At 40.0% G+C, this 16413-nt stretch carries 22 protein-coding genes and 1 tRNA gene; 9 read left to right on the forward strand and 14 right to left on the reverse strand.

Annotated features, from left to right (window positions below; genetic code table 11):
- Nucleotides 1-22: 22 nt before the first annotated feature.
- The 5 genes from C5O19_RS11125 to C5O19_RS26515 form a co-directional block, all read right to left on the reverse strand.
- A complete protein-coding gene (locus tag C5O19_RS11125; RefSeq protein WP_104712085.1) occupies nucleotides 23-1891 on the reverse strand; it encodes a hypothetical protein in 1869 nt (622 codons plus the stop codon).
- Entirely contained in the window at nucleotides 1888-2283 is a 396-nt protein-coding gene (locus tag C5O19_RS11130) for a hypothetical protein (protein WP_104712086.1), read from the reverse strand. Before C5O19_RS11130 ends, C5O19_RS11125 begins: the two co-directional genes overlap by 4 nt.
- Entirely contained in the window at nucleotides 2283-2408 is a 126-nt protein-coding gene (locus C5O19_RS26355; RefSeq protein ID WP_262509719.1) for a hypothetical protein, read from the reverse strand. The genes C5O19_RS11130 and C5O19_RS26355 overlap by 1 nt, the downstream gene beginning before the upstream one ends.
- 15 nt (nucleotides 2409-2423) lie before the next feature.
- Nucleotides 2424-2597 carry a hypothetical protein gene (locus C5O19_RS26510; RefSeq protein ID WP_394341771.1) on the reverse strand — a complete coding sequence of 58 codons (174 nt, stop codon included), beginning with the start codon at nucleotides 2595-2597 and terminating at the stop codon, nucleotides 2424-2426.
- A gap of 111 nt (nucleotides 2598-2708) precedes the next feature.
- A complete protein-coding gene (locus tag C5O19_RS26515) occupies nucleotides 2709-2804 on the reverse strand; it encodes a hypothetical protein (RefSeq protein WP_394341772.1) in 96 nt (31 codons plus the stop codon).
- On the opposite strand from C5O19_RS26515, the gene C5O19_RS26520 reads away from it, so the two are divergent.
- The 4 genes from C5O19_RS26520 to C5O19_RS11150 all read left to right on the forward strand — a co-directional run bounded on the left by C5O19_RS26520 (nucleotide 2805) and on the right by C5O19_RS11150 (nucleotide 5447).
- Nucleotides 2805-3029, forward strand: a complete 225-nt coding sequence (locus C5O19_RS26520; protein WP_394341773.1) for a hypothetical protein — start codon at nucleotides 2805-2807, stop codon at nucleotides 3027-3029.
- A complete protein-coding gene (locus C5O19_RS11140) occupies nucleotides 3029-3781 on the forward strand; it encodes a hypothetical protein (RefSeq protein WP_104712088.1) in 753 nt (250 codons plus the stop codon). Before C5O19_RS26520 ends, C5O19_RS11140 begins: the two co-directional genes overlap by 1 nt.
- Nucleotides 3782-3824: 43 nt before the next feature.
- Nucleotides 3825-4214 carry a hypothetical protein gene (locus C5O19_RS11145; protein ID WP_104712089.1) on the forward strand — a complete coding sequence of 130 codons (390 nt, stop codon included), beginning with the start codon at nucleotides 3825-3827 and terminating at the stop codon, nucleotides 4212-4214.
- 207 nt (nucleotides 4215-4421) lie between these two features.
- The gene (locus C5O19_RS11150; protein WP_243406370.1) at nucleotides 4422-5447 is read left to right on the forward strand and encodes a PQQ-binding-like beta-propeller repeat protein; all 1026 of its coding nucleotides are present in this window, start codon (nucleotides 4422-4424) and stop codon (nucleotides 5445-5447) included.
- A 12-nt stretch (nucleotides 5448-5459) separates the two neighbouring features.
- Here C5O19_RS11150 and C5O19_RS11155 read toward each other — a convergent pair whose 3' ends face one another.
- From C5O19_RS11155 to C5O19_RS11165, 3 genes are read right to left on the reverse strand one after another with little or no spacing between them, the layout of a single operon-like run.
- Entirely contained in the window at nucleotides 5460-6293 is an 834-nt protein-coding gene (locus C5O19_RS11155) for a tyrosine-type recombinase/integrase (protein WP_104712091.1), read from the reverse strand.
- Nucleotides 6293-6529, reverse strand: coding sequence for a hypothetical protein (locus C5O19_RS11160; protein WP_104712092.1), 237 nt, complete (start codon nucleotides 6527-6529; stop codon nucleotides 6293-6295). Before C5O19_RS11160 ends, C5O19_RS11155 begins: the two co-directional genes overlap by 1 nt.
- Nucleotides 6489-6680, reverse strand: a complete 192-nt coding sequence (locus tag C5O19_RS11165; protein WP_165796004.1) for an Arm DNA-binding domain-containing protein — start codon at nucleotides 6678-6680, stop codon at nucleotides 6489-6491. Before C5O19_RS11165 ends, C5O19_RS11160 begins: the two co-directional genes overlap by 41 nt.
- A 366-nt stretch (nucleotides 6681-7046) precedes the next feature.
- On the opposite strand from C5O19_RS11165, the gene C5O19_RS11170 reads away from it, so the two are divergent.
- Nucleotides 7047-8405 (forward strand): tyrosine-type recombinase/integrase, encoded by a 1359-nt coding sequence (locus C5O19_RS11170; RefSeq protein WP_104712095.1) that lies wholly within the window; start codon nucleotides 7047-7049, stop codon nucleotides 8403-8405.
- A gap of 376 nt (nucleotides 8406-8781) precedes the next feature.
- On the opposite strand, the gene C5O19_RS11180 is transcribed toward C5O19_RS11170, so the two are convergent.
- From C5O19_RS11180 to C5O19_RS11205, 6 genes are all read right to left on the reverse strand, one after another.
- The gene (locus C5O19_RS11180; protein WP_104712099.1) at nucleotides 8782-10563 is read right to left on the reverse strand and encodes a DGQHR domain-containing protein; all 1782 of its coding nucleotides are present in this window, start codon (nucleotides 10561-10563) and stop codon (nucleotides 8782-8784) included.
- A 12-nt stretch (nucleotides 10564-10575) separates the two neighbouring features.
- Complete coding sequence (locus C5O19_RS11185) at nucleotides 10576-11487, reverse strand: DNA-methyltransferase (RefSeq protein ID WP_104712101.1); 912 nt, start codon at nucleotides 11485-11487, stop codon at nucleotides 10576-10578.
- Between the two features lie 94 nt (nucleotides 11488-11581).
- Nucleotides 11582-12382, reverse strand: a complete 801-nt coding sequence (locus C5O19_RS11190) for an HNH endonuclease (RefSeq protein ID WP_104712103.1) — start codon at nucleotides 12380-12382, stop codon at nucleotides 11582-11584.
- A gap of 15 nt (nucleotides 12383-12397) precedes the next feature.
- Nucleotides 12398-13033 (reverse strand): hypothetical protein, encoded by a 636-nt coding sequence (locus tag C5O19_RS11195; RefSeq protein ID WP_104712105.1) that lies wholly within the window; start codon nucleotides 13031-13033, stop codon nucleotides 12398-12400.
- A 19-nt stretch (nucleotides 13034-13052) separates the two neighbouring features.
- Entirely contained in the window at nucleotides 13053-13940 is an 888-nt protein-coding gene (locus C5O19_RS11200; protein ID WP_104712107.1) for a hypothetical protein, read from the reverse strand.
- Between the two features lie 473 nt (nucleotides 13941-14413).
- On the reverse strand, nucleotides 14414-14749 hold the full coding sequence (locus C5O19_RS11205; RefSeq protein WP_104712109.1) for a helix-turn-helix transcriptional regulator: 336 nt from the start codon (nucleotides 14747-14749) through the stop codon (nucleotides 14414-14416).
- Nucleotides 14750-15079: 330 nt separating this feature from the next.
- Between C5O19_RS11205 and C5O19_RS26010 the strand changes: the two genes are divergently transcribed.
- From C5O19_RS26010 to C5O19_RS11220, 4 genes are all read left to right on the forward strand, one after another.
- A tRNA-OTHER gene (locus tag C5O19_RS26010) sits at nucleotides 15080-15198 on the forward strand.
- Between the two features lie 398 nt (nucleotides 15199-15596).
- Entirely contained in the window at nucleotides 15597-15806 is a 210-nt protein-coding gene (locus tag C5O19_RS11210; protein ID WP_104712112.1) for a hypothetical protein, read from the forward strand.
- A gap of 4 nt (nucleotides 15807-15810) precedes the next feature.
- The gene (locus tag C5O19_RS11215) at nucleotides 15811-16008 is read left to right on the forward strand and encodes a hypothetical protein (RefSeq protein ID WP_133163349.1); all 198 of its coding nucleotides are present in this window, start codon (nucleotides 15811-15813) and stop codon (nucleotides 16006-16008) included.
- A 3-nt stretch (nucleotides 16009-16011) separates the two neighbouring features.
- Nucleotides 16012-16317, forward strand: a complete 306-nt coding sequence (locus C5O19_RS11220; protein WP_104712116.1) for a helix-turn-helix domain-containing protein — start codon at nucleotides 16012-16014, stop codon at nucleotides 16315-16317.
- Nucleotides 16318-16413: the final 96 nt, after the last annotated feature.

Below are 16413 nucleotides of genomic sequence, written 5' to 3' on the forward strand. Positions count from 1 at the left end.
GGGGTTGGATAGAACGTAAGTATTAATATTCTGCGGCTTTCCATATAAAGCGTCCGGCCCAATCTCCACTGTAACTCTTAGCATGGAACTTAAAGCCGATTGCTCTGCCTTGACTGTCTAGCTGCACATTTACCCGAGACACTTCAATATCTGCACCATTATAGGTGTGGTCATAAGGCTGAAAACTTATACTCACGTGCGGACTTTTAAGAGACGAAGAAAAGTTTACCGAATAAGACGTTTCTACATTTGCGGTATACGATTGAACCACTTGCCCAACTAGTGCTTTTTTATCATACACCTGCAAGGTACCATCCACTAAAACGGAAGAAAAGGCTGGTGTTGGCAATACCGCAATCTTAGCAGATGTTGCATAATAGGTCGACACATAGGTAGTCTTATTCGCAGACAAATAGAATCGGGCTGTCGTTTTACCTTGACGGTTAGCAGGAATGATTACCCGAAGTAATTTCCAGCCAGTTAGCGTATCTGCCTGCGACGGTTTGACCCCGAACCCAACCGTTCCCTGGGGGCTAATCGCTTCGCCCGCCTGAAAATCATCCCCTTTGTACCATAACGTCAGGTTAATGCTTTGCAATGTTCGGGAAGCATGGGTATAGACTGCGGGTAAAGTCAGCTCAAAACCCTGGAATGATCCCGTACTAGTAAGTTTGGCCGCTCGGCCCAGGCCGGATATTTCCGTAGTGTCTAGTTGGAGAATGGGCGTATTGCCCAAGCCTTTCAAGTCTATTGGTAACCCCTGAGCATTAAGTTGAGACCAGTCACCGGCCAGTAGGTTTCGTCCAATGGGCAGGAAATCGCCCGCCGTTCGTACAATATTTTCTGTAGCCCCTAACACAAATCCCCGGGCATTAATCAGCGGGGGTTGATCACTGTCATAATTAAGCCCCAGGATTCCTAATTGCCCTTGAATAATACTATTAGCTTCGGCATAACCATTGATCATTAGGTTAAACTGAGGATTGGAGTTTGTTTGTTTGAATCCCCCGTTACCATTACCGTAGGTCAAATCTGCATTTAAGAATAAATTCGAATGGGCTTCATAAGCAGTTGATCCACTTAGTTCTACCTTTACCCGCCCACCATCGAAAGTATTAAAATTCACATATCCTTTATTGGTGGATATACGAATGAGGGTCTTATTACTTCCTACGTTCACAAAACGGTTCCAGGCACAACCGTAGTCATCCCTATATCCATCGATGTCAAGCGTATCAGCTGTGTAATAGATAGTGCTCAGACGCGTTCCAGACACTACCAAATGCCGGGCGTTCACTGTAATATGCTGATAGGTTTTGTTCGAGATTCGTACAACGCCAGTAGCATTAATGAAAGCTTTTTTACCATCGAACTTTTGAGGAAGTGTAACGGAGCCATTCACGCGGTAAGTACCATCTTTCATTTCAATGAAGTCTGGAGAGTCTTGAACTGAAGAAAATGCCTGGACCGAATTAGTCTCATTATCAGCTTTAGCTCCCCAAAAGCCAAGATTCCGGAAAGTATCAGATCGTTTTAAACGTTTACCATTTATAGTCACCACCACCGTACCCATGTTATCAGCCGATAACTGATCGGCAGCATCATAATACCAGTACCCTTCTTTGCCTTTTTCGGCCAAATAGTATTGAATTCCTTCGACGGGCGTAGTAAACCGCCGTAGTTCGGCAAGGGAGCGAAACACCCGCGTACCCGTAATTTCGGTAGTACCGGAAGCCCCTTTGGCGTAGCGTACGCCCTGCTGGTAAGCTTCGCGGAACCGCCCAGCTTTAGTAGCCAGTTTGGTGGTATCAGAAGTAATTTCAACGACCTGAGCCAGCGTCGTAGTTAGGCTCAGAGCAGATATGAGGGAAAAGAGAAGTAGCTTTTTCATCCGTTGTAAATATCAATAATTAGGTTTCCAGTGAACGTTTCGTCTTGCGGAATGCTGATTACCAAATGATCCATGTCTTCAGCCGCTCCTAAGATATTATAATCCGAGAAGCCCTTTTCGTTTTTGGCTGAAACCATGATTCGTTCCGTACCTAAGCCGTGGTAGACTAAATCACCGTCCTTTAATCCGGTAACAGGAATCGTTTTACCAACGGCCGTTACCGCTTCCTGAGCCACGTACTTCTGATCGTTTTTCTGTTCCATCATGCCCTGATTCAGGACACCGACCAGACCGATCAGAACGAGTAATTCATTATCCCCGCGTGCCATGGCTCGCCCCGTCAGCGTATTGAGCGTTCGGGTCACGAATTCGTGGGTTTTTGCATCTGCCATTAGTTCCAGTTTTTAGTGCTGATTTTTTTATAATTGATGTAGAGCGAGCTTCCCGCCGCTCCAATCGTAAAGAGGACGGCGATTATTCCAGCCCACGCCGCCCAGGTTGTTTGTCGTTTATTCATGTGAGTTGGAGCTTTTTACGCGGTTTTTTTCAGGACAGGAAATAGAGAAACCCTGCTACGAATAGCAGGGCAATCCCTACCATCAAACCCCAGTCTTTTTTTTTGCGTAATGAGCTGCGTTCCCATTTCCGCTTGCAGGATCGGGAGCATGGCATCGTACAGGGCTTTACGTCCGTCGTAGCCATTCATGCCGCCGTTGACCCGCTTTTGAATGGTCAGCAGATCGCCTTAATCGGCCAGAGCGTTCAGATCCACCCCGTAGCGTTTCCAGAGCACCGCCCAGTACCAACCCGCCACTTTCTAGGCAAAACGCGGCTCCGCTACGAGTTCCGGTTTTTCCACGAAGGGTTCCCCGAAATCTTTGGCAGCCAGGGTGTAGTTATTGCGGCCCGTCAATTGGATGGCCCCGCGACCCTTGAAGCGTTCGCCGTCGCCGGGCTGGGTATTGCCCAGATCGGCCCGGTTATCGTAGTTTTTGAAATACGCCGAATTTCCCCGCTCGGTGAACGCGGCCAGTTGCCCGGTTTCCCAGCCGCCCGGTTGCCTTCCAGTCGGGAGCCTACGAGCGGTACCAGACCCTGTCGGGCTCAGAAATCCCGCCCCGAAACGACGGCGGCCTGATGATCACGGAAGGATGCCGGTTCGAGATCAGTCCCTTCGTGGATGCCCTTTTGGACTGGAGTGCACCCGTAGCCGGGCAGACGGGTATCACTGTCTGCCCAAATCTCACTTTACCCTATTTTCTTAAAACCGAAATTGATCCAGAACTGGGTTCTAGCGTAACCGGAGCCGCCGAAATAGCGATCAAAGCCAAGCTGCACGAAGACCAGTTTCCCGGCTGGAAAGACCTCTTTTTCACGAACTGGATCGGAGCCGGTAAACGCTTTCTCACCTGGCAGGCCGACCATAAGCTGATCGAGCGAAATCAGCCCGAATTCCTGTATTTCCTGCTCAATATGCAGCCCAAGCCCTCGGAGCTTCGGGTACGCTGCCATATTCAGTACATGAATGGTACCACGGAAATCCGGACGATTCAAACCGCACGGGATCTTCTACAAAACTGCGTCTACTGCATTCCTACGGGCTTCGAGGCGTTGGGACTTCCCTCGATTGAAACGGCTACCGGCAAGGAAATCAATGCCTATACGGTCTGGCTCAACAACGAACGCGACGATCGCATTTCTGAGTACCGCACCTACCTAGTCAATCAGGACTATACCCGAAATGTGCGTTTCCTGATCTTTCAAAATACGCTGGGTGGATTCGACACACTGCGTTGCTGGGGGCAGGCATCGACCTCGCTCACGGTAACGGCGAATCTGGCTCAGAAAACCCTAGAAGCCGGTTACTTGCCCAGCTTCCAAAAAACGTAAAGCCGAAAAAGCAGCCCGCGAAGCAGAAGCCCAGGCCCAAGCTATGGCTCAGGCCGCACAGGAAGACGCCGATGCAGCTCTGGCCGAAGCCCAGTCAGCAGCAGCCACAGCCGGAAGTTATGGCGAAGATGCCTCTTACGACGCGATGGAAACCAGCCAGGCCACGCTGGAAAATGTTGAATCCAATACTGCCGATACGGTTGAGCTGTTAATGCAGATGAACGATACCTTGACTGAAATGGCTTCGAGACAGGCATCACAATCGGATATCATGAGTCAGCAACTTGGCTCACTGAGCGGTATCATCAACAAGATCAGCGAAAGCAACAGTGCTCTTTGGAGTATCAATTCTAAACCGAGTGTATCTAGCCGCGAGATCGCTGAAGCCATCGGCCGGAGCGGGGCTACGGCTGGTCAGAGTACATTTGGTTAGTTTATGAAGAGCGGTTATCTAATAACCGATAACCGCTCTATTTTTGTAAACATCATTCATTATTAGCCTACCTAAATGAAGAATTTTCTGTTATTATTCTGCTTTGTCAGCCTCATTTTCAGTTCCTGTAGAAAAAAGAAAGACGACCCCAAACCGCCTGTTAACGAAACCATTATAGCAACAGCACTTTATGGGAGAATATATTCCATGAATGCTCAAACAAAGAATGTTAATTGGTCAACAGAAGAATATTTTATGAATGCAGAACCAGCTATTCATAATAATATCGTGTATGTAGGAAAACTAAACGAATTAGGCCCAAGCTATATAATTGGGTATGATTTAACTACAGGAAAAGAAGTATATAAACTTGATTTGGATCGCTCTTTGGTTATTAGATCATATACCTCAAATTTAATAGTGACTGATAAATATATATTTGCTCTTACCGAATCGAAAGTGCTGGCAATTGATCGAATTCAGAAAAAAATACTATGGACGTGGGCTACAGAAAGCTATGGTGCTAATCGAGTAAGGCTTACTTATAACAATGAAACACTATACGCAGATACGGGTGAATTTTTATGTGCAATTGACTGTAATACAGGAAAACCAATATGGGAATCAGATCATTACAAGGGAAATCAATTAGTAAATCCGTCTGCAACCCTTTATAAAAATTTTATTTATCTAAGTGCGGGTTCAAGCGATAACCAAGATGAACCGCTTTACGCTTTTGATAGAGAGACAGGAGTCCTTAAATGGAAAAACGATGAAGCTAAAAATGCTTATTCTGCTGTTATCCACGAAAATTCACTTTTTGTTGGTACACGCCAGGGAAATTTTTATGCATTAGACCCAGTCACAGGTTCAACTCAATGGAGCATTAATTTGAATAGCTCTGAGTTTTTTTATGCTCCATGTGTCTCTGGAAACTACGCTTTTATAGCTAATGGCGTAAAGTTATATGCCATTGATATAAAAGCTCGTAAAGTTAGTTGGACTTATTATCTTGACTCCCCCCCTCTATTTGTGTCAGACCCAGTAGCTGCGAATGATAAAGTGTACATAAAAAGTAGTAAACTCTACGCTTTCGATATTTATACTGGTCTTCCAGAAATCATATCCAGTCCAGACCCTAAATACCCATTTGGGGGGGTTCCAATAACGATCATTGACTCAAACAAAAAAATTCACTGTTCGTTGAACAGTGAAATGAAATCTCAATATTAAAGCGTACTCGATTTATTCTTTAACGGGAGCGACAATCTGTGATAGTTTGTCAGCTCCCGTTTTCAATTCTTTATTGAAGTACCCTTCGGTAATACTCACAGAGCTGTGACCTAAGCCCGCCGAGATAGAATAAATATCATTGCCCGTCAGCTCACGAGTCACTTCAGCGAAGCTATGTCGGGCGACGTGTGTACTGATGGGTTTGTCTATAACGGCTTCCCTGGCTAATTCTTTCAATAAACCATTGATTTCAGCGGTCCAGCTCTGTACCAGCTTATGATGCTCCAGCTTTCTCGGATTTTGTGATAGAAAGGGGAATACATAATCCTGAGGCCGGACGTGCTTCGAACGATATTGCTCCAGTATATTCCGGATCGGCTCCGTAATAAGGATATCCAATTCCTTACCGGTCTTATTCATCGTGTAGACAAATCGACTCAGATCAGGCTTAACCATCATCCACCGGAGCTGTAAGGCATCCCGAATACGCATACCTCTCGAATAGAACATCAATACAAAGATGTTGCGAGCATGATTGAGCATCTGAGCGTCCGAAAGGTCTAGTGTAGCTAACCGTTCAACTTCAGCAAGGGTAAGTTTGGCCTTTGGCGTAACCTTTGACCGGGTGAATTTGATCTTGATCCAAGGGTCTTTTGCAGGCTCGAACAGGTCTGCATGAACGGCTTCAAAATAAATCACCTCTAGGTTTTCAAGGTTTTTGGAGGCAGTCGACTGTCCATTCCCTAGCTTGTTGATCATGTACCGCTGATAATCGGAAATGAACTCGCAGGTGATTTCGTTGAAAAGAAGATCTCGATTATTGAGGTACTTCCGGAGCTTATTCACTACGGGATTACTTTGTCTCGGGAAGAAGCGTTTGTGATACGCTTGATGTACTTATCTGCAAAATCAAAGAAGCTGTTCCCTACTACCTCCTTACGAGCTTTCCGCTGAAGATCGCGAGCCGATAGGCCGGTGTTTTGGACATTCGCCTTACTTACTTCGGACATGAGTTTGCTGACCTTTTCCCGAATAGCGGCATTAATAGCTGTCGCGATGGGATGCCCCCTTAAGTACCTCATGCCTTTCGGTATTCCAGAATTTTTCGTGTACGCTATATTCCGTGGCTATACGACAGTGTTTTTTATTCAGGGTAATTGGAATCTGAATCCGCTGGGTACCGTCTTTGAGTTTTTTGGAGTTGAGTTCTGGTGTAATAGATATATCGCTCATGAAGGTTGCAGGTTTGGGTGTAACAATTGGGTGTAACTTTTTCCAAACTGTGGCAAACGCTGACGAACACAAATAAAAGCAAAAACGCCCTAGAAACATGATTTCTAGGGCGTTATAGATTGCCAGCAGTCGCCAGCGTGTTGATAAGTGATCCCAGCAGGACTCGAACCTGCAACCTACTGCTTAGAAGGCGCAGGGTTTTAGCATAATGCCGTCAAACGATATTAAACTTTAGATCATACTTAACTGATATTCAGTTGATTGAAAGTTTTTAGTTACCCACTATTAAACGCTATTCAAATATATTACACTAAATTGTGGGCGAGTTTGTGGGCTAACTGCCCGATTTTCTAACTCGCCCACATCATGAATACCAACAAGGCCTCTTATAAAATCTCCTACGACAAAACAGACGATCCAAAGCTGGTTTCAGTAAAGCTCCGGGTATCCTACCAGAGGGATCGTCGCCGCTATGCCTTACCGCTAAAAACCCCGCTCATTATTTCTGACTCTGACTTTGAGAAGCTAGTCAAGTACCACGAATCTGAAAACCGTAGAACGTCAGAAGAGATAAAGAATACCTACCAACTCATCAAGCCTTTCTTGGATAAAGCCCAGCGGATTATTGATGAGATTGAGGAATTCTCTTTCACTGAGTTTAAGCACTTATTCTATTCGGAGAAAAAAGAAGAGGCGCCGGCGGCAGGGGTGATTGACGCTCTGGTTCGGTCGGCTGCCCTTCTCGATAAGAACGACCAGGTAGGAAATGCAGACCTTAGAAGGAATACAGCTACGTCAATTGATCGCTTCATGGCCAGCCTGACCAAGGAGCAATTGAAGATGCTATATAAAAAGGATGTGAAAGAGGGAGCTTTGCCCCTCTTAGAGTTCAAGCATATCACGCCCCTATTCCTTGAAATGTACGAGGCCTGGATGCTCCGATTCGGTAAGGCCCCTAAAAAGAAAGGGGAGAAACCGCAACCAGCCTCGATATCCACCGTTGGCATTTACGTACGCCAGCTCCGGACGATGTTCAACGAAGCCGTACAGGCTAAATTAATCTCTATCGATCTTTATCCGTTCGGTAAGAAAGGCTATACAGTGCCGGCGGCCGTGAACGTTAAAAAAGCTTTGAGCAAAGAGGACGTTCTAAAAATTGTCAACTACCGGTGTGAGGACAACGAAGACTTCCAGCAGCGAAGCCGGGATCTATGGGTACTCTCCTATTTAAGTAATGGAATGAACCTGGCTGATATTTGCACCTTACGTTGCCGGGATGTCGATGTAGATCGAGCTACGATTCAATTTATACGTAGGAAAACAGCCCGAAATAAAAAGGGCAATCAGCAGAAGATTGTGGCCAATCTCTTTTCGGAAAGCTTAGAAATCATAAATCGTTGGGGCAATCCGAAAGGAGCCCCGGATAGCTACGTATTTCCGTTTCTGGATGGAGGTATGACTGAACGCCGGAGGAAGGATGTAATCAAGCAGGTGATCAAAGTAACCAACAAGCACGTCGGAATCATTGCTAAGTCCCTGGGGATTGCTGACAAGGTTAGAACCTACGAGGCCCGCCACTCCTTCGCTACCATCCTACTCAAGTCTGGTGCCAACCTAGTCTTTATCAAGGACAGTCTGGGACACTCAAACCTCAAGACCACCCAATCCTATTTCGGAAGCTTTGAGAATGATGAGGCCAAGGAGTTTTTGAAATCGTTGTTATAAAAGAAAAGCCACTCCCTTTGAACGGAAAAGGCCTTTTTAACCGTTATTTCATTTTTAACGGAATAATGATATCAACAAAAATACAATATATAAGGGCCTAGAAAGGTTATTTCTGTTAAATTCGTATAAAAATAGTAATGAGCATTATACTAAATGCTAAGTAAAAATATCCACATATCGTTTCGAGAACCTGTACCAAGTTCATCACTTGATACATTCAAAGAGATATTGTCATTAAGCAATTTAGAAATAAAAGGAGACATTAGCTCCCATAAAATTGAAGGAATTATATATTCTTACGGAATGTTTAATTTGTTTAAAGCACCATTAGTTAAAGCTTTAGAATTAAGCCATTTAAAAAAGTATGTTAAGGAGATTATGATACTTCAATAGCCTCCTCCTTATTGTTTTCGCCCCAAGCTTGTTTAACTATTTCGTCGGCTAAAGCATTCCAGTGACTCGAGGTATAATCTTTAAAGTTAACATCTAAAACTTTAAATTTATCTTTATAATAATCGAAATCCTGAGGGCCATCAGTAAGGTTTAAACTAATCTTAAATGCCCTTAAAAAGCCTACAATAGCAGTTGAAGATAATATACCCCCTTTTTTATTTTTAATAAACCATTGATCTTTATATATAGCCCTAACAGCACAAAAATAAATTTGAATTTTATCAGTGCAATACCTGACATAATCTTGAAGCTTACCTCCGTCTTTAGGGGGGATATTTCCTTCTTTTATATAATAAGTATATAATTGAACGTCATCTGGCTCTAATTCAATTATATTTTGTAGCCCATACTGCAATATACTAGGTATTTTTATTCCTCCTTTCTCTAAAGATGAAATCGAAAATAACCCTAAGAAAGGGTTAACTTTATTAAGAGAGAGTATAACGTTATTAGCTATACCAATAGATGAAGAAGGGTCATTCAACGATTTTATAAAGTGCAATAAAGCTGGACTAACTTTCTTCTGGGTGCTATTTATTTGCAAAAATATCTCACTTTCTAGTTTCCTCTTCTGGTCGTCATTAAAAAGTTTTTTATCAAAAAATAAGCCAGTAACAAAGAGATGCCTCTTATTCCTTAGTTTGAAAATTTCAGCCTCTAGTGTATCAGTACCTTCATAATGAGAAAAAATTCTATGCTGTCCATCAATAATACCAATAGAATTTAATTTATATGGGATAGTCATCACTACATTAGAAAATTTCTGTGTCTTAAACACATCAAAATTAACATCTTGATTTGTTTTAATATCTTTAATAGAAAATGTAGTGTCGAACGGCAAACTTACTATTATATTATCAATAAAAGTTCTTTTTTTATTAGCTAAAAAGCTCCTTATTTCGTCTATTCTTTTCTTTTCAATCAATCTTTGATATAAGCCTATTGTATTATCCCAACTGTCTTTTCTCAAAACATAAGAACACTCCAGTAAGTCACTTGCTTTCATAATAAAAGTAAGAACTTGTACACCTTCAGGAAAACCTGAGGCAGATTCAGGCAATACGACTGTTGTTTCAATTTTTTTCAGATCTTCTGAAGCTTCCGGGCTCTTCAAATCTGATAATTCTAAACCTAAAAACTTAAAAAGTTCAAATCTTGATGTAAGTTTAATGCTACTAGATATACTCGAAAAATAATTCAAGATAGGTTTATCAATAAAAATCAAATCACTAAATGCCTTCCTAGTCTGATCATCAATTAAATCATCACATATATAAATGTAATAGAATTTATATCTTCCAAGTCCGTATTCATCATATACAGATAGCTCTGTTTCATAATCGGTTCTTAACCACTTTAGAAACTCAGGCAGCTCCTCTCTAATTTTCTGAAAGTAGATATATTTTTTTCTAATATGTTCTTTATCATCCGGCGAAATAGTTTCTTCAACCATTAAAACAATATTTTCATATACGAAAATATTATCTAATTCGCCCATTTGTTCAGCAAATATTTTATGGATACCATCGGTTTTCAAAAATTGAAAGCCCATGTTATTCATAAATATATTTAGAACATTGTTGTGTAAAACTTTTTTTCTCCTTTTAAGGGCAGCTTCTTTTTTGGCGGCTCTTATTTGCTCTGGAGTTTTAACAACTTTTTTCTTTTTTTTCTTCTTTTTAGGTGCAGGTGAAATCTTTGTCATTAAATTAAATTTTTAATTCCATGATTGAGGTTTTTGAGCAACTTTATCATTAGGAGAAGGCACATGTACTGGCCTATCTATCGATCTAGTTTTAAGATTTCCATCTTTAAATCTTTGTATACGTTCAGTTGCAATTCTACAATAATCTTCTTCTTTTTCAACTCCTACTGAATTTCTTCCATTCTTCAAAGAACCAATTATAGTTGAGCCTACCCCTGCATAGGGGTCTAAAACCCAACTACCTTTCTCCGTTAAAGCCAAAACACATCTTTCAACAAGTTCAACTGGAAACTGGCAAGGATGATTGGTTTTTTCTATATGATTTGCTTTCACATTAGGAATATCCCATAATTCGTTTTCCCAATCCTGTACAACTACTTTCCAAATATCTGAAGGATTTTTTCCTAGAGGATTTCCCGAAGGTTGTCCCTTTTTATCTCCTTTGTAATTTAATTTGCCAGGATATTTGGAAGGAACCCGTACATCATCCAAGTTAAAAATAAAATTATCGGTCTTCGAAAACCATAAAATGGTTTCATAGCGACCAGAGAAACGTCTCTTAGCCTGAAGCCCATGGCCAAAATACCATATTATCCTATTACGGAGCTGAAGTCCGTACTTTTTAAAAATTTGATAGTAGTATATATCTAACGGGAAGACTTCACCTTTTTCAATATAATTTCCTACCTGCCAGCATATACTGCCTTGATCTGAAACTACTCTTACTAACTCCTTGATAATTTCCTCTTGTGTAGATAAATAGTTCTCAATAGACTGTTTAACTTCATACTCCTTACCGACATTATATGGAGGAGAAGTTACAATCAGATCAAACTTACCATCTTCATATGTCTTTAATGTACTTAATGCATCACCACAGACAATCTTCGCTTCCAAGGATGGGTCAACCAAATCAAATAACATAATTTAACCTTTCAAATTTTACTTATATACAAAGTAAACTATATTAACAGAAAAAGTATTCACAATTTGTAAAAAATAGTAACCTCCTACTAGGCTAACATTTACTAAGTATTTTTACCCTATCCATAAATATGTTATCGCGATGATATTTTAAGTATTCTTTGGGGATCTCGTTACCACATAAACTAATTTTCTTACCATTGATAGCCAGTAATATTTCATGTAAAGAGGGACTCAACTCAGCCGTAAATTTTATTGTAGTAATCTCTAGGTCACTATTTATAGTAAAATACCCTCTATCAAACAGCTTATCGTATAAAATTGAAAGGCATAAGCCATTTAACGGATCTAATCTAGTGGATTTATTATGAGACCAAGGTATAATATGGCTAGCTACTAATAAATCTTTCTCCGTTATGTTAGTTATGCAGCAAGCATTATTGAACCTTTTTAGTACTTTTTCCCTGAAAACGTTTTGTTTAATTCGAATATTAATTTCCTGTCTATAATTTTCTATATAATAATCACTAGAATAGTTGTCTTCAAGTATGTCTGGCTCTAAATAAATTTTAGACATGAAATAGTCTTTAATATCTATATCGGTACTACAATTATTTATCTTAAGAATATGATTTTTTATGGTAGCAACCCATCTTTTAATATTACCTTTATCTTTAGAAAGATTCTTCTCAATAAAAAATTCTTTGACTTCTCCAAATGGAATTATATAATACCCTTCATTTGAATCTTCTCCAGCATAAATAATTAAATTAAAACCTTCTCCATAAGTATCAATATATTTACTCATTTTTTTACTAAAAAACGAAACCCAATAATTATTACTCTTTTTTGAAGTTCTCACATAATTCGAAGTCCTTAGTTCTTCTAAGTTCATAACACTAGACAATTATTACAAATCAGATATATTTTTCGGAAAACTATTGCTGAGAATTCTTACAAATTCAAGTAGTTTCTCATAAATGTATTTAGGATATTCTATGCTTTTTATATGAACAAGTATGTATGTTTCTTCTGTATAAAACAATAATCCCAAATTATCATAAGTATCTTTATTATCTAAAATATACATTGGCACATCATATAACTTAGAATTAGTGTGACAGATAGCATTCCGAATCAGTCTGTTTGAATTCATTATGTTTTCTAATTCTACTATATCTTTATGCTTAATGAATTTATAATTTTTTAGAAAACCCAAATAATTACTAATCTTTAAATTACCATTTCTCTTGAGTTCCCTTTTCGAATATAATTCCAAGCTTTCACATAATTGTAGCAATGATGACTCAAATAATGAGTATAGTGCAATAATTAAAGATTTATAATGGAATTGTTGAAGGTCAACTATGTCATAATACTCAAACTGCCAACCTCCATCATAATTTTTTTTCTCTAATTCACTTTTTTTCAGCTCTATATCATTCTCAACTATTCCTATTAATGTTTCAACGGCATAAAACTCTCTTTCTATCAATGTCAATTGATAAGTCAATATATTGTTGTTTGTAAAATCAGAATAAAACATTATTATCTAAATTTTAAAATCATTTTTTTTCAAAAGAAATATATAAACTTACAAACTTTCCACTTTTCCTCTGAAACTCCTTTTGATCAAGTACCATCTTTATTCCATTTTTTTCCCAAGATTGCGGCACTTTAATAATATTACCCTCTCTCAAAATATTATTATTACCAAGTTTTTTAAGTAAATCGCTTGACAAATAATCTATCCTGTAATTGTCCATAGCGAATATTTCGTAGATTCTATTAAGTTTCTTATCAATGAATTCGTAACATGAAACTGGAGGTCTGAATTGAGTTATAAAATAAGCAGAGTTAATAAAACAATGAGTAGGGGAAAATTCTTCCCAAAAAGCTAAAGCGTTATCATTTCCAACTATAGCCATAATATTTGTTTTAACCTCATCCTTAGACATTCCAAAATTTACTCTACCAAAGTCAAATGTCTTGATAGCCTTGGTAAGGTTAATATTTGTAGACTTTGTTATGCTTTGGCCAGACTTTACAAATCTTACAGTTCTATCAATTTTACGCATCCCTAGTGTTGATGAGGGTTCGAACATAAGGGCGGAAGTGACTTTCCATTTTTGAAGAGTAGCTTCCCACTTCTTTGAATAGCTAAAAATGATGGGGGTCAAGCCATTTGTATTCCAAGTGACCTGGGCACTATCCCCTTCGGTTACGAGAACATGGATGGGTAAGGTGTATGATCTTACATTGACTGAGGTGTCTAGCTTCGTATAATAGGTCTCAAAGGGAAACTGGTATTCTGGCTCAACGATAGATACATTATCTATATAGCTTATGCCCTCGCTATCTATAATGTTAGGAGTGGTATTTATTTCGTTATCCTCCTTTTTGCATGAGGCTATAGATAAACCAATAAGCAAAATTGGTAAAAGGTGTTTCATAAGTAAAATAAGGTTACTTGAGAATACCGCTGACAATATAATTAATTCAATGTTATATTGACTTATTTAATTAATGTTGGTACATACTATATATTAATTCTTATACGTATATACTGATATTGGCCAAATTTTATAGATTTTAACTACTTTTTTTACACATTATCTCTTGATATGAAACGGTAATATGTGTACGTTTACATGAATCATTTACTTAACTATACACCTTTTAAGCTATGTGTACCGTCACTGAGTCGCCTGCACTGTCCAAACTAAAAGAAATTCAACCTACCTCTGAATTGGCAGACGAGCTAGATACCATCCTCTCTTATGCCGTTGGTAGTAAACAGTTCAAAAAGCTAAAAGGACCTGAACGCACAAATATTACTTTGAAAGCACAGGCCATTTCTCGATATCTAAGAAGTATATAGTTCTGCTCTTCAAATGCTTTATCCCACCCCGCCAGGTGGGTTGCTCTATTTAGATAGCTTTTCTAATAATGACTGGAGAAACTGCTTGTCTTTTTCACAGCTTTCCAAGCTTCTAGTCAAAACTTCAATAGTTTGATCTCTTTCATCGGAAGTAGATATAGCATGATATGAGATTGGGTTTTCTTCAGTATATCCATATAGCCAATCCAAGCTTACACCGAATTGTTCTTTTATTAGTCTAGCAGTCTTTATAGATAATGCTTGAGTACCATTCTCAATATTAGATATATTGACACGATTCAACCCAATACGGTTGGCAAATTCTTCTTGTGTTAAGTTACCTCTTACCTGTATAAGTCTTTGTGATTCAATAGGCTTCATAACAATGTGAGAAAAATAATTATAAAAAATATTGTAATACTATTGTTACATGTAATTAAAGTATTACATTTGTACAAGCCAACTAATTATAGGCCCAAACAAAGGTACAATTATGTATCCATTGTCGGCCTGAAAGGTTATCACCGTCTTTACATTTTGTTACAAAAATATTACAAACCCTAACCAGCGGCCTAGCCACTTACAGCCATGCGATAGCTACTTAATTGGCCATTAGTCGGGAGAGACGAAAAGCCTTCTAGGATACCAGAGATAAGATGCAACCTAAAGTAGCCTTTTTGCAAACGAGTAATAAGGCTACTCTCGACAAAGGGCGATCTGGCGGAATTGGTAACGCACACGACTTAACAGCCGTGGTCTCCTATGACAGATAATTCACTGGGCTTTTAGCAAGGCTAACAGCCATCCGGGTTCGAGTCCCGGGATCGCCGCGATTTTCAGTGAAGTGTATTGAAACTATGTAAGACCGGAGTTCGAATCTCCGCGTATCCACAAGGGGTAGCGTAAGTGTAACAGTAAGCTTATCCTACGGCCCCGCCAGCAACATATTGGGTACGACAGGCTATTGATTGCGTAGGATGTATTTACATGGAGAGAATCAAAGCCCTAAACGGCAAAACGATTCAATTTCAGCCCCGTGTTTCTGCTGCAATAGCAGCATAACGTAAGAGGCGACTGGGGTGGGTGAAGTATAGTAGTTCGCCCCTTTAATTATGACCCCTTCGGCTAGTAAGCAAGCCGTCTTTGGATTAAGGAGACTTACGATCAAAAGCAAACAGAGGTGCAATTCCTCTAAGGGTCGCTATTGACTAAACCCAAACCTTTTACCATGAAACAGTTCTTTACCCTAGCAGCTGTTTTCGTATTGGCAGCTCTGTTTTTCTGGGATTACCAAGCTAAAACCGCTCTTCAGGAAGAGGTGATAACCTTGAGGGACGAATCTGAGAAGTATCAGCGGCTCGCTTTCGTTTATGCCGACTCTCTCAACGGGATGAAAATTGAACTACGTTACTGCAAAGGCACCGGATATGAAGAATAACCTTATGACTGCTATGACTCCTACGGATTTACTGTCTCCCGCTAAGAAACGTCAGAAGGAGAAATACGAGCGGGTTTGGTCCTACTACCAAAAACTGATCGAGCAGGGAGCGGCCAAGAACACCGCCCTGGAAAGAACGGCTGATCATTTTCAGATCAGTCGAAACGGGACGCTGCTGATTGTAAACACCATGAAGGGTTAAGCCATGGACAATCCGTTTGATGCCTTTAATAAAAGGCTGGACAATCTTGAAAGGATGATCGGTCTGCTTTTGCACAATCAATCAACGCCTGTAGTTCAAAACACTTCAAAGCGGTATCTGAACAGTAAAGAAGCGGCTGAATTTCTAAACCTGAGTGTGGGAACGGTTCGAAACAATTCGCATATCATCCCACACCACAAGCGAAACGGTAAGCTCTATTTTATCCAGGACGAGCTGGTACAATACCTGGAATCCAGCGATGATCGATCTGAACCCTCTATCCTTAAATACAAACGCAGGAAAAAATGATCGATAAATTCTTTTTTACCTGTTTACTGGCCGCCGGCGCCATGGTTATTAGCGGCACCTGGTGGGCTGTTGTCCCAGCAATCCCAGTACTCCTTA

This window comes from Siphonobacter curvatus, assembly GCF_002943425.1.
Lineage (GTDB): Bacteria > Bacteroidota > Bacteroidia > Cytophagales > Spirosomataceae > Siphonobacter > Siphonobacter curvatus.

Coding starts and splice junctions, on each gene's coding strand:
- C5O19_RS11215 (WP_133163349.1), top strand. CDS start 15,811: ATGACTGCTATGACTCCTACGGATTTACTGTCTCCCGCTAAGAAACGT.
- C5O19_RS26355 (WP_262509719.1), bottom strand. CDS start 2,408: ATGAATAAACGACAAACAACCTGGGCGGCGTGGGCTGGAATAATCGCC.
- C5O19_RS11185 (WP_104712101.1), bottom strand. CDS start 11,487: ATGTTATTTGATTTGGTTGACCCATCCTTGGAAGCGAAGATTGTCTGT.
- C5O19_RS11150 (WP_243406370.1), top strand. CDS start 4,422: ATGAATGCTCAAACAAAGAATGTTAATTGGTCAACAGAAGAATATTTT.
- C5O19_RS11130 (WP_104712086.1), bottom strand. CDS start 2,283: ATGGCAGATGCAAAAACCCACGAATTCGTGACCCGAACGCTCAATACG.
- C5O19_RS11195 (WP_104712105.1), bottom strand. CDS start 13,033: ATGTTTTATTCTGATTTTACAAACAACAATATATTGACTTATCAATTG.
- C5O19_RS11160 (WP_104712092.1), bottom strand. CDS start 6,529: ATGAGGTACTTAAGGGGGCATCCCATCGCGACAGCTATTAATGCCGCT.
- C5O19_RS11140 (WP_104712088.1), top strand. CDS start 3,029: ATGATCACGGAAGGATGCCGGTTCGAGATCAGTCCCTTCGTGGATGCC.
- C5O19_RS11190 (WP_104712103.1), bottom strand. CDS start 12,382: ATGAACTTAGAAGAACTAAGGACTTCGAATTATGTGAGAACTTCAAAA.
- C5O19_RS11180 (WP_104712099.1), bottom strand. CDS start 10,563: ATGACAAAGATTTCACCTGCACCTAAAAAGAAGAAAAAAAAGAAAAAA.
- C5O19_RS11145 (WP_104712089.1), top strand. CDS start 3,825: ATGGCTCAGGCCGCACAGGAAGACGCCGATGCAGCTCTGGCCGAAGCC.
- C5O19_RS11205 (WP_104712109.1), bottom strand. CDS start 14,749: ATGAAGCCTATTGAATCACAAAGACTTATACAGGTAAGAGGTAACTTA.
- C5O19_RS11125 (WP_104712085.1), bottom strand. CDS start 1,891: ATGAAAAAGCTACTTCTCTTTTCCCTCATATCTGCTCTGAGCCTAACT.
- C5O19_RS11220 (WP_104712116.1), top strand. CDS start 16,012: ATGGACAATCCGTTTGATGCCTTTAATAAAAGGCTGGACAATCTTGAA.
- C5O19_RS26510 (WP_394341771.1), bottom strand. CDS start 2,597: ATGAATGGCTACGACGGACGTAAAGCCCTGTACGATGCCATGCTCCCG.
- C5O19_RS11210 (WP_104712112.1), top strand. CDS start 15,597: ATGAAACAGTTCTTTACCCTAGCAGCTGTTTTCGTATTGGCAGCTCTG.
- C5O19_RS11200 (WP_104712107.1), bottom strand. CDS start 13,940: ATGAAACACCTTTTACCAATTTTGCTTATTGGTTTATCTATAGCCTCA.
- C5O19_RS11165 (WP_165796004.1), bottom strand. CDS start 6,680: ATGAGCGATATATCTATTACACCAGAACTCAACTCCAAAAAACTCAAA.
- C5O19_RS11170 (WP_104712095.1), top strand. CDS start 7,047: ATGAATACCAACAAGGCCTCTTATAAAATCTCCTACGACAAAACAGAC.